This window comes from Mangrovihabitans endophyticus, from assembly GCF_014646155.1.
Classification (GTDB): Bacteria; Actinomycetota; Actinomycetes; order Mycobacteriales; family Micromonosporaceae; genus Actinoplanes; species Actinoplanes endophyticus.
On sequence record NZ_BMMX01000019.1, the window covers coordinates 1 to 12,421 of the forward strand.

General features: G+C 69.2%; 4 protein-coding genes. 1 reads left to right on the plus strand and 3 read right to left on the minus strand.

Annotation, left to right across the window (positions count from 1 at the left end; genetic code table 11):
• Nucleotides 1–461: 461 nt before the first annotated feature.
• Nucleotides 462–734 carry a helix-turn-helix domain-containing protein gene (locus IEY73_RS19780; protein WP_189080748.1) on the minus strand — a complete coding sequence of 91 codons (273 nt, stop codon included), beginning with the start codon at nt 732–734 and terminating at the stop codon, nt 462–464.
• Nucleotides 735–809: 75 nt separating this feature from the next.
• On the opposite strand from IEY73_RS19780, the gene map reads away from it, so the two are divergent.
• Nucleotides 810–1,625: a type I methionyl aminopeptidase gene (gene map / locus IEY73_RS19785; RefSeq protein ID WP_189080749.1), complete on the plus strand. Its 816-nt coding sequence runs from the start codon at nt 810–812 to the stop codon at nt 1,623–1,625.
• A gap of 74 nt (nt 1,626–1,699) precedes the next feature.
• On the opposite strand, the gene IEY73_RS19790 is transcribed toward map, so the two are convergent.
• Together IEY73_RS19790 and IEY73_RS19795 are read right to left on the minus strand one after the other, a co-directional pair.
• Nucleotides 1,700–2,215: an SUKH-3 domain-containing protein gene (locus IEY73_RS19790; RefSeq protein WP_189080750.1), complete on the minus strand. Its 516-nt coding sequence runs from the start codon at nt 2,213–2,215 to the stop codon at nt 1,700–1,702.
• Complete coding sequence (locus IEY73_RS19795) at nt 2,208–12,104, minus strand: RHS repeat-associated core domain-containing protein (protein WP_189080751.1); 9,897 nt, start codon at nt 12,102–12,104, stop codon at nt 2,208–2,210. The genes IEY73_RS19790 and IEY73_RS19795 overlap by 8 nt, the downstream gene beginning before the upstream one ends.
• Between the last annotated feature and the right edge of the window lie 317 nt (nt 12,105–12,421).

A 12,421-nucleotide genomic window follows, 5' to 3' on the forward strand; every position in this document is an offset into this window, starting at 1 on the left:
CGCCGATGCCCGTCGGCCGCCGCCCGCCCGCCGCCGATGCCCGTCGGCCGCCGCCCGCCCGCCGCCGATGCCCGTCGATCTTGGACTTTGTGTGCCCGACCCGTGTCACCACATCCGACATGTCCGACCACTAACCTCAAGATCGATCCTGCTACCCCGTCGATGGTCGCCGATCTTGGAGTTTGTCGGCGTCAAATGCGGCTTTCGTGGTGGTATTTGGGCACGCAAAGTCCAAGACCCACGCCGCGCACCCACGCCGCGCACCCACGCCGCGCACCCACGCCGCGCACCCACGCTGCGCCTGGGGTCGGTCGGCCCGCACGCGCCCCGCCCGCACGCGCCCCGGACGCACGCGCCCCGGACGCGGACGGTCCGCCCGTGGACGGTCGGTCCCGAGCATCCGAGGTCGGCACTGACGGCCCGGCACCGAAGTCGGACGGGAAACCGGGCCGGATCTCCCGCTACAGCGCTGATGCCTCGCGGGCCGGCGCGTTGGTCATCCATGCGTCGGCCAGGTCGGTGAGGGGGACGTCGAGGGCCCGGCTGAGGCTCACCACGGTGCCGAACGCCGGTGCCGGGAGGCGACCCGTCTCGATCTTGCGTAGCGTCTCCGGGGAGATGCCCGCCGCCACCGCCACCTCGACGAGGCTGCGACCGGCCCGCGCCACCCGCAGTGCGGCGCCGAGGCGCTGGCCCGCGGCGATCTGCTCGGCGGTCAGTGGCTGACGAACCATGCCAGCAGGATATCCCGCCGAACCCCCTTCGACGGGCGTGGTATAAAAATACCGCGTAGGGAGAGGGAGGCTGTCGTGATCGAGCTCAAGTCCGCCGCGGAGATCGACCGGATGGCGGTGGCAGGCCGGTTCGTCGGAGAGTTGCTCGGCGAGCTGAGGGACATCGCCGCGGTCGGCGTCAACCTGATGGACCTCGAACATCACGCCCGCCGCCGGATCAAGCAGCGCGGCGCCGAATCCTGCTACTGGGACTACGCGCCCTCGTTCGGCCGCGGCCCGTTCCGCAACGTGCTGTGCCTGTCGGTCAACGACGCGGTGCTGCACGGCCTGCCCCGCGACTACGTGCTGCGCGACGGCGACCTGCTCAGCATCGACATGGCCGTCGGCATCGACGGCTGGGCCGCCGACTCCGCGCTGTCCGTGGTCGTCGGCACCGCGGATCCCGCCGACCTGACACTGATCGAGGCCACCGAGGTCGCGCTGGAAGCAGCCATCGCCGCCGCCCAGCCCGGCGGACGCCTCGGTGACATCTCGGCCGCGATCAGCGAGGTAGCTTCCGCGTACGGATATGGGGTGAACGCCGAGTTCGGCGGTCACGGCATCGGCCGCACCATGCACGAGGCCCCGCACGTGGCCAACAAGGGCCGCGCGGGCCGCGGGCTGAAGCTCGACCCGGGCCTGACGATCGCGATCGAGCCGTGGCTGTGCCGCACCACGGACAAAATCGTCTTCGACGACGACGGCTGGACGATCCGCTCCGCGGACGGTTCCCGTACGGCCCACTCCGAACACACGGTGGCGATCACAGCATCCGGCCCGCAGGTCCTGACCCATGCACAGAACAGCCAAACCGGCATGGACCATGAAGAGCGAGTCATCAAGCGGCAATAACACGCTTTTTCGGCACCGAGTTTGAGAAGTTGCGTGACAGCAAGCGTGGACACCACGGCGAGCCTGGTCGGCCGCTAACGGGACTCAGTGGGCGGCCAGGGGTCGAGTCCCGGATCAGAATATAGACAGAGCAACGGACGGTTCGCACAAACTGCCAGCTCCAAGGAGTCTTCGAAAGTTGCGCCAAGCTCCCAAATCCAACCCATGCCAGTAGCAACAACCCTCCCCTCAGACTCCAGGAAAACGCTTGAATAACTAAGCCACTCACCGATAGGAAAGTAACTTCCACCAAGAACGGACTCTATCTCAAGGGCCAATTCATACTGACCTGCCCCGGCCGCAATGGGATCGAAGTTGTAAGGCTCATCATTGGCAAAGTTTGGACCGGCCCGGCTAATTGGCTCTATAGATATCCCTCCCAGCGCACTCAGAACCTCTTCGGCCAATGAATGTGCCCGATAACCTTCACGCTCCAGCGGCACCACCCATTGCGCAGGATCAACAGCCCGACCGGCGCTCCATCCGGCTGCGCCTAGCGCGCCGAGCAAATCTCGATTGAGCAAATCGAATCGAATCACGAACTCAGTCAATCCCGAGATCTTTCAGAAGACCGCTACACCTTCCACAGGGTCTGCCCACTTCACCGTGCGCGTCCGTGTTTGATGTCGGCATGGAATTATTCCTGGTTTGAAGTGTCCGCATGGTTCCTCCCCTAATAGCGTCGGCGCCTTCCGCGGCCTGCGCCTGAATGAGGCAATGCACCTCGGCGCATCCCCCGTGGTGGGCAGCTCGCTTGAGCGCCTCCGCCAATGCCCCTTCCGCCTGCTGGCCGTGGCGATTATGACCGTAGTACTTCGCACCCGAAGGAGAGGTGTATTCGGAGGCGAATTTCACCCCCGCCTTGTTGCGAACACTCTCGGCATACTCGCTGAGGGGGCAGTTGTGGACCAGGACTGGCTTGGTGCCGGCCAGCACGTAGTAGGTGTGCAGGCCGTCCACACTCAGGTTGTGGACGCGCTGCTTCTGTGCCGTCCACTTCGCCGTCGCGGTGACCGTGACGTACGTGCCCGCGCCGGTCCGCAGCATCGAGCCTGCTGACAGCTTGTCCGCCGTCACCCACTTGCCCAGGTCCGGCGCCCAGAACGGGTGGCCCTGCGTGGCGTCGATGGTGGCCGTCTTGTCGCCCGCTTCGCCGTCCACGTCCACCGTCAGGCGGACCATCTGCTTCACGCCGATGCCGATGATCAGTGCGGTGACGGCTCGCTTCTCGGTGCGGCCGGTGGTCGGGTCGGTGGCGACCACCATGTCGCCGACCCTCACGTCCTCGATCCGCTTCGTGGTGCCGTCGGCCATGAGCACCGCGGTCGCCGGGGCGAAGCTGTTGCCCACGCAAGCGCCCGCGGCTTCGGCGGCTGCCTCCCGGCCGGCCGATGCGCCCGCCCGGCTCGACAACATTCTGCCGGCCAGGCCGCCCAGCTCGGCCTTGCCGAACGACTTGAGCGAGTTGGTGGCCGCCGCGCGGCCCATGCTTGCCGCGCTGCGCAGGCCGCCGCTGAGCATGCCACGGACCGCGCCGGTGACGGCGGAGCCGCCGATGGCGGTGAGCGGGGCCATCACGCCGCCGATCACGCCGCCGATGAGGGCGTCGGCGGTCATCTCCTTCCAGCCCTTGCCGCCCTCGACGAGGTCGGTGACCAAGGAGCCCACCGCACCGCCGACTGCGGCGCAGGCGATCGCGCCGACCCCGGTCGCGCCGATCAGCAGGCCGCAGCCGAGCCCCACCACGGTTCCGGCGATGCCGCCGATGATCGCGGCCTTGTGGTCGACCACCCAGTCGGCGGCGGAGTCCACCCCGTCGACAAGCGCGCCACCCGCCGCGGAGGCGGCTTTGTAGAGGGTGTCGGCGGCCTTGTCCAGGTCCTGCACGACGGCGTTGTAACTCTGCACCAGCTTGGCTGGGATGGCTGCGGAGACGGTGACCTTGATGTTCTTCAGCCCGGCCTTGACCGCGGCGCCGATCCGCTTGATCGACACGTGCTTCACGGCGTAGTTGATGGCGGCCTTGGCCTTCTGGGTCACCTTCACCGCGGCCTGGTGCACCTGCTCGGCCTTCGCCGCCGCGTAGTCCCTGGCCCGTTTCAGCGTGGGCGCGACGTAGCGGTCATACCCGGATTTGGCCGCCTGGTAGCCCTGCTTGCCCTTCGACCAGGCCCAGGAGCCCCACTCTTTGGCCTTGTTGACCACGTTTGTCACACCGCGCTTGATCGCCGAGTAGGCGGCCTTGCCCTGGCTGACCAGCCACCGGGTGCCTTCCTTCACATAGCCCAAGCCGGTGGAGACGACCCGCTTACCCCAGTTGTAGGCGCTTTGGGCCTTGTGCCAGACCTTCGAGAGTTGCCTCTTGCACCAGCCGCAGGAGGGCCAGTTGCCGCTGGGGTCGGTGTTGGCCAGCGGGTCACCGGCGCCGTAGGTGTACTTGTTCGCCAGGATCGAGTCGCCGCCGTTGTACCCCACCGTGTCCCGCGAGGTGAATCCACCGGTGTCCGGCTCGTACCAGCGGGCGCCCATGTCGACCTGGCCGGTGTCCGGGTCGGTCCAGTCGCCCTGGTAACCGACCCGGGACTGGTCGCCCGACTCGGCGATCCGCTGCCCGTACGGGTCGAAGGCGGTCGATCCGTCGAGCGCGTTCAGGTCGCCGTCGGCGTCGAACGCGGCGACCACGTCGTCGTGCTCGTCCGAGACGGTGATCCGGGTGTTGTCGGTCTGGTCCTCGACGGCGAGCAGCTCACCGTCCGGGCCGCGGGCAAACTTCTCGATGCCGTCGCCGACCGGATCCTGTTCGGTGCCGGCGTAGCTGAACAGCGTGCCGTTCCGGTTGATCACCCGGTTCAGGCCGTCGTACACATAGGTCTGTCCCTCGGCCCCGATCAGCCGGTCGAAGGCATCGAAGTCGTACGTGTCGGTGAGCCCGGAACTGGTGCGCCCGGACATCGTGCCGCGCGGCGTGTACGTGTACGTGTAGTCGCCGTCGCTGAGCAGCCGGTTCCGCTGGTCGTACGTGGCGGTCTTGGCGCCCGCCCGGGTGCGGTTGCCGGAGTCGTCCCAGGCGTAGTCGACGGTGCCGTTCGCCGAGGTCCACGAGGTGAGCCGCCCGGCGTCGTCGTATCCGTAGGTGTTGCTGCCCGCCCCGGCGGTGCCGGTGGTGTCCTTGCCGATCAGGCGGTCGTCCAGGTCGTACCGGTAGGCGACGGTGGCGACCGCGGAGCCGCCGCTGTTGCTCAGCCGGTCCGAGGCGAGGCGCCCCAGGTCGTCGTATCCGAAGGTGCGGGTGCGGCCCTGACCGTAGTCGATCGAGTCGACCAGGCCGGCGTTGTTGTAGCCGAGCTTCTGCGTCACGCCGGACGCCGCGTCGGTCATGCTGTCCAGGCGCCCGTTGCGGTACCCGAACGTGGCGGTGCCGACCGCGTCGGTGCGGCGGATCATGGACCCGTCGGCGTCGTACGCGAACGAGGCGGAACCGGACACCCCCGCGGCGGTGAGCAGATCACCCCGGTCGTCGTAGGTGTAGGTGTCGTCGTTGCCGCTCGCGGTGATCGCCGTGGGCCGGTCCGCCAGGTCGTACGTGATGCCGCGGCTGGCCGAGGTCGCCGCACCGGACCCGTTCTCGGCGATCATCCGGTCGGCGGCGTCGTAGACGCGGGTGCGCACCACGCCGCCGGGGGCACTGATCCGGTCGGCGTTGCCGTTCAGGTCGTACCCGACGGTCCAGGTGCGGTCGGCGAGCGCCGGGTGCGCGGCGGTGGACGGCTCCACCACCGACTCGGGCAGGCCCATGCTGTTGAACGTGTAGTAGGTGGAGTTCTGTCGTCCGTCGGTGTAGCGCGTGCGGTTGCCCGCCGCGTCGTAACCGAACGTGGTGGTGATCGAGTGGCTGGCGCTCGTCGGTTCCACCTGCCGGACCAGCCGGTCCAGCACGTCGTACTGGAAGGTGACGGCGACGCCGAGCGCGTTGGTGCGGGAGGTGACGTTGCCGTTGGCGTCGTAGCCGTACGTCTCCTCGCGCACCGTCGTGCCGTCCGGTCGCAGGTCGATCTCCGCCGACACCTGGCCGAACAGGTCGTAGTCGCGCCGGGTGGTGCGGCCCGCGCCGTCACTGTTCCGGACCAGGTTGCCGAACCCGTCGTAGCCGTGGCGCGTGGTCACGCCGTTCGGGTCGATGCTGGTGAGCAGCTCGCCGATCTTGTTGTAGCTCATCGTGGTGACCTGGCCGCCCGGCGAGGTCACCTGGAGCAGGTTGCCGGCGTCGTCGTACCGCATCCGGCTGGTGAAGGTGTCCTGCGACGGCTGGCGCTCGAACTGCGTCGCGGTGACCTGACGGTCCAGGTCGTCGTAGGTGGCCTCGGTGCGGATGCCGGTCGGCCCGACGGTGGACAGCAGTTGTCCGGTACGCGTGTAGGTGAACCGGGTGACCGCGCGTTCGTCGTTGGTGGCGGCCGGCTCGTCCCGGGTGACGACCCGGTTCAGCCGGTCGTAGGTGTACCGGGTGACGTTGCCGCGCGCGTCGGTCGCCTCGGTCACGTTGCCCAGCGCGTCGTACGCCATCGTGGTGACCGGTGTGGCGCCCGTGGTGGGCGCGCCGGGGGCGGTGTACTCCGGCTCGGTCACCTCCACCAGCCGGCCCATCCGGTCGTACCGGTTGCGGGTGATCCGGCCCAGGGCGTCCTTGACCGCTACCACCTCGCCGAAGGCGTTGTAGCCGGTGGCCGTGGCCGGACGGGTGGTGGTCGCCGCGCCGCCGCCGGACTCGGTCGCCACCGCCGGGGCGCTCACCCGGACCGGGTCGCCGTTCTCGTCGTACTGGTAGGTGGTGGTGTGCGCGGCCCTGTCGGCGCCGCTCTCGTTGCCGCGGGCGTCGGTCTGGGTGAGCAGGTCGCCGCGCTGGTTGTAGGTGTACGAGGTGGTCCGTGTCGCGCTGCCGTCGGAGACCTGGTCGCGTTCCAGTTGGCCGACGCTGTTGTACGAGTGCGTGGTGTGCGTCGCCACGCCCGCCGGGGTGAACCAGGGCACGTTGCTCGGGTTGCCGCCCTGCGTGGTGGAGGTGACGTTGCCCAGCGTGTCGAAGCCGTACGTGGTGTACCGGTTCAGGCCGTCGGGGTCGTACGTGGTGCTCTGGGTGCGGCCGATCCGGTCGATGGTGTTCTTGATCGCCTCGACGCCGTTGCTGGTCTCCTGCCGGGTCAGGTTCCCGGCGTCGTCATAGGAGTCCTTCTCCACCACGTAGTCGCGGGTGCTGCCGTCCGGGTTGTGGAAGTTCTTCAGCACGATGGAGGCGAGCATGCCGTCGTCGTAGTAGCTGTAGGCCAGCTTCCGGCCCATCGAGTCGACCTGGAAGGCCATCCGCCCGCCGTAATCGTAGGCGTACGACGTGAGCACCACGTAGCCCAGGTCGTCGTCCTGGGCGGGCGCGCCGTCCGGGTCGCCGTGCCAGTCGTACAGGCGCACTTCGGCGAGTTCGTTGCGCGCGGTGTAGGCGTACCCGTAGTGGTTGCCGTTGCCGTCCACCAGCGACGTCCGGTTGCCGAATCGGTCCCAGCCCTCGGTCTGCTCGTCGCCCTCCGCGTTGACCGTGCGGGTCGGGTGACCGTAGTCGTCGTACTCGATCGTGGTGGCACGCTCGGGTTCGTTCGGGTCGAGCGCGTCGGCGACGGCGGTACGGATGACGTTGCCGTCCACGTCGTACGTGTTCGTGGTGACCGCCTGGTGCCGGGTGCCGTCGACCGCGTTCACGGTGACCGGTCCGGTGGTGGTCAGCAGCCGGCCCATGTCGTCGTACGTATAGGTGGTGACCACGCCGTCCGGATAGGCGTCCGACGTCTCCCGGTCCATGACCTTGCGGCCGAGTGCGTCGTAGGTGGACTCGGTGACCATTGCGGTCTGCGTCTTCACATACGTGGTGTCGCCGTACGCGTTGTATCGGAACTGGGTCATGTGGTCCGCGGTGTCGTACACGCGGTACGGCAGGCCGGGCGGCATGAAGTCGACGTCCGGGTTGACCGCGAACTGGTTGCCGCTGGTGTAGTCGGTGGACGTGATCGCGCCGTCCGGGCCGGTCTCCGAGCTGACGTCACCGGCCACTGTGTACTGCGTGGTCGTCCGATAGGTGTTGTCGGTCTCGCTCGCCGACCGCGGGTCACGCACCTCGACGGGCAGGTCGTTGCGCGGATCCAGCGGATTGTTCGCGGACGGTGTGGTGTACGAGGTGTACGTCGTCTGGCAGTCGCCGGGCGCGCGGCACGTCTTGCGCGAGGTGACGTTGCCCCGGGCGTCGTGCGCCAGCTCGATGGTGCCGCCGTTCTCGTCGACGATCTTGTTCTGCCGGCCGAGCGCGTCGTAGCCGTACGACCGGACGGCCATCCCGGTCAGCTCGTTGGCCTCGAAGATCGGGCCGCTGGCGTCGTCCGGGATGTGGGTGCAGAACTGCGGGTAACCCGGGTCCGGACTGGAGCAGACCTCCGTCGGGCTGGGCGACGGGGACGGCGACGGCGCGGGCGACGGCGGACGGTCCTCGGGGCGCGTGGTCAGCCCGATCGGGGACGCCGATCGCAGCAGACGGTTGGCGAGGGCGTCGTACTCGTACATGGAGGGCCGGTCCGCCGGGTCGAACACCCGGACCGAGCGGCGCAGGTCGGTGTCGCCGCCGTACACGGTCGGCAGACCGATCTTCCAGGTGCCGCCGTTGCCGTCGGTGTATTCGGTCACCCGGTCGGCGGCGGTGTCGTACGCCGTCTCGGAGGCGATCCGGCCGCTCGGCAGGGTCACCGTGGACAACTGATCCGCCGGTGTGGTGCCGAGCAACCAGTGCGAGCGGACGATCTGGTCGCTCAGCGCGTGGTCGTAGACCGCCAACTCGTCCAGGCTGCCGGAAAGGGTGCGCTTGGCCGTGCTGCCCCACCGCGGCCAGGCCGTGGGGTTCGTCGCCCAGGCCGCGCCGAGCTGGTTCGCGGTGAGCAGGTTGTGATCGACCACGCCGGCACTGGCCGGCATGGTCGCCTTGTGGCCGCCGTCCAGGTAGAGGCTCTGCACGTCGGCGGTGACCGACAGCACCGCGTGGTGCCACTTGCCGTCCCGGACGTCCACCGCGATGTCCATCGGCACCGGGGTGTCGGACGTGGTCTTGAACTGGCCGCGCAGGTGCCCGTCGCTGCCGGTGTAGAGCAGCGGGACGCCGGTGCCCGGCGACTCCGACAGCTTCTTGTCCTGATATCCGATCAGCGGGCCGCCGGTCTGCGTGGGATCGACCTTGAACCAGAGTTCCACCGTGGTGTCCCGGCTCGCCTTCACGGTGCCGCCGGGCAGTTCGACCATCGAAGTCGTGCCGTTGAACTGCCCCGCGGTGTCGTCGGTGCCGGCGAGGGCGCCGTCCGCACCGAACGTCACGTTCGCCGCGGTGCCCGCGTCCTTGCCGAGGTTGTTGCCGACCTCGCTGGCGGCACCGGTGGACCCGGAGTCCTCACCCAGCCGCCAGTAGGATTCCGGCCCGGCGTCCAGCACTCCGCTGCGGTAGTGCGAGCCCGGCGCGTAGCCGTACGTGGTGCAGTTGACCGCGCCCGGCGAGCAGGCTCGGGTCAGCAGGTCTCCGTCGTACTGGTAGGTCCAGGTGAGCGCGCGCCCGCCCACCGGTTCCGTGCTGACGCTGGTGACGTGGGTGTTGTCCGCGTTCCAGCCGAAGGTCAGCGAGCGGCCGATGGTGCGGTTGCCGAAGCTGCTGTGCGCCGTGGACAGGGTGCCGGCGCTGGTATAGCTGAATTCGAGGTATCGCGAGTATTTGTCGGTGATCCGGGCGATCCTGCCGTCGCCCCCGCGGAACCGGTACGTGGTCCCCGCCGAGTCTTCGAGCTGGTAGGTCCCCGCGCCCGCGTCGATGGTCAGGCGTGCGGTGCGCCCGATCGGGGCGGCGAAGGTGTTGTCCGGGTTGCGGCCGAACCGCACCTGCTGCCCGTCCGGGTAGGTGACCAGCGCGTTGCCGGAACCGTCCGCGTCCAGCACCAGCCGCATGTCGAACTGGGACATCCAGCCGGCGCCGAACGCCAGGTCGCGGCGCGGGTCGAGGCTGTTGTAGGAACGCACGACGCTGAGCGGCGGCCCGGCCGTGGCCACGTTCGCGTCGACCGCGGCGGTGCTGAAGTTGCCCAGATCCGGGTCGAAGTCGCGGTCCTGGCTGCCGTACGGCGCGTTGGCCACCCGCGAGGTGATCTCCGGCTGCGGCACCGTGGTGATCAGCGTGGAGTACGGGGTGATCGTCTCGTCGGCGTTGTCCTTGACGTAGGCCCGCCACTGGTAGACGGTGCTCCACCGCAGCTTTCCGGCCGGAATGGTGAACGCCTGGCCGCTCTGGTAAGGCGTCAGGGTGCAGTCGGTGGGCTCGCCCGAGGAGGAGATCGAGCAGTATTGGAAACGGAATTGCAGCGCGCTGCCCGGCGGCGCGTCCAGGTCGATCGCCCGCGCCCAGAGCTGCGGCGTCAGGATCGGTGACGCGTACCCGTTGGGCGGGTAGACCTCCTCCACGACCGGCTCGATGTTCTCCACGCTCAGCGCGATCCGCGCCGGTGGCACCATCTCGTCGGTGAACACCACCCGGCCGTCCGAGGTGGCCATGCTGAAGTCGAGCAGGTAGTCGCCGATCGGCAGGGCCCGGATGGTCGCGTCCAGGGTCACCTTGGCGTTGCGGGCCACCGTCCCGGGCAGGCTCGCGGCCACGAACTGGCCGACGCTGGCGTTGGTCTTCGCGTTGTAGGCGCGGTAGATCAGTTTGTAGCCGCTCGCGCTCCAGTCCATGGCGCTGGTGTTGGTGACCGACACCTTCACCTTGCCGTCCTGGTTCTGCAGCACGGCGGGATCGGGCGTCGGGTGCGGCACCGAGTACTTCGCGTTGTACGGGGTGTGCGTCACGTACAGCTTGGGCGGGTTGGCGGTGCCGGTGCCGGCGATGACCTTCCAGGCGCTCTCGTCGCCGACCGGCGCGCGCAGCGAGATCCCGTTGTTGGCGACCTTGCCGTTGACCCAGCCCTGGACCAGGTCGCGGCCCTTGCTGCCGAGGTTGATGACGGTGCCGGTGACCGGGCAGGCGGAGCTGGCATGGCCGAGCGCCACGTAACCCTGGGCGACCGAAGCGCTGGCCAGGGCGGATCCGACGCCGGGTCCGGGGTAGGACCGGTCGGTGTCGCCCGCCGACCAGGAACCGGTCACCGGGTGGACGCTGACCGTGCGCGGCTTGCAGGAGGGCGCGGAGAAGTTGGCGAAGCTGAGCTGCGCGCTGAAGATCGTATGGTTGCGCAGGTCGGAGACCAGGCCGGGAAACTTCAGGTAGGACGCCGAGTTCTTGCCGTTGCGGCGACCCACGAGCAGTTCGTCGCCGCCGCCGTGCGAGGAGCTGCCCTGCACGACGAGGCCCTGCGAGGCCGCGCCGTCGGCAAGCACCGGCGGGTCGAGCCGCACCGGGAACTGCCGCTGCGGGTCGGCCAGCCAGTCCTCGTCGGCCTCGACCCGCAGCGCCGCGCCGGTCTCGCCGTCGACCAGGCGATAGCGCACCGCGTGCGACACCGCTCCGGAGGCGTCCACCAGGTAACCGGCGGGGATGCTGGCCCGGCGGTTGCCGGCCGGATCGGTCAGCACCACGGCCGCGCCGTCGACGGCAGCGCTCAGGCCGGTCAGGCGCAGCGGAAAGGTGAACCCGTGCGGCGCCGCGGCGGAGCCCAGCACCAGGGTCTCCTTGACACCGCCGGGCTGCGCCTGAAGTTCCACGTCGACGTCCGGCCACACCCCGCGGTAGGTGGCGGTGTCGCCGTCGACCCGGCCGGTGACACCGCGCGCACCGGCCGCGCCGTAGGCCAGCACCCCGCCACCGGGCAGCGTCACCCGCACCAGCTCGGCGGCGTCGGCGCGCGGGGCCAGGCGCAAGCCGACCGTGTCACCGGTGCGCTGCCATCCGGTCGCGGCGTCGCCGGTCAGGTGCGCATCGATCGGCGCCCAGCCGCCGTCGGCGGTCCGGTAGTTCAGCGCGGCGGTGGAGTATTCGGTGGTTTGCGTGCCGTCGGCGTTGTCGTAGACACGCCGATGGGCGTCCCGGTCGCCGACGCGCTCCCGGCTGGTGCGGGCGTTGAAGCCGGGATCGGTGGCGGCGTTCGCCGCGGCCCTGGCGGCGGCGGTTCGCTCGGTGTCCACCACGGACGCCCGGTTGGCCGGCCGCGCCGGATGCTTGAGCAGCGGGTAGCGGGACCGCTGCGAGGGCGGGACGAAGTCGTTGCCCGGCTCGCCGGCCACCGGGTTGAGCCCGTCCGCGCCGCCCCACCGCTGGTGTGGCGCCTCGGCCGCGACGTGCTGCGCGCCGTGGGCGACCACCGGCCGGGGGTTCTCCAGGACGGCCGTCGTGCCCTCCTGGCCGGTGCAGGCAGCCAGCAGCGCCGCGGTGCCGACCGCCACGGCGAGCGAGGACCGACGAGCGGCCCGCCGACGCCATGAATTGATCACGGTCGATTGACGCGCCCGGGATCGGGCACGCAAATATCCACCGAAGCACATATGGATCCCCCGTTGTGCACCCAGCAATAGAAAAACTCAATATCGTCGATGCGGAACTCAGACTTCCATCACCGGCCTCGGCGGCGCAAGAGTGATCGAACGCACCGTCGCGTCGGGCATCCACGCCCACCCAGCGGGCGATCCCATGCAGGGGTTATATACAGCTTGTCACCAATCGATCACGATCTTGGTATTCCGGAAAAGATGATCACGGTGTA

Excerpts from the sequence above, each read along its gene's own strand:
- IEY73_RS19780 (WP_189080748.1), bottom strand. The coding sequence starts at position 734 with ATGGTTCGTCAGCCACTGACCGCCGAGCAGATCGCCGCGGGCCAGCGC.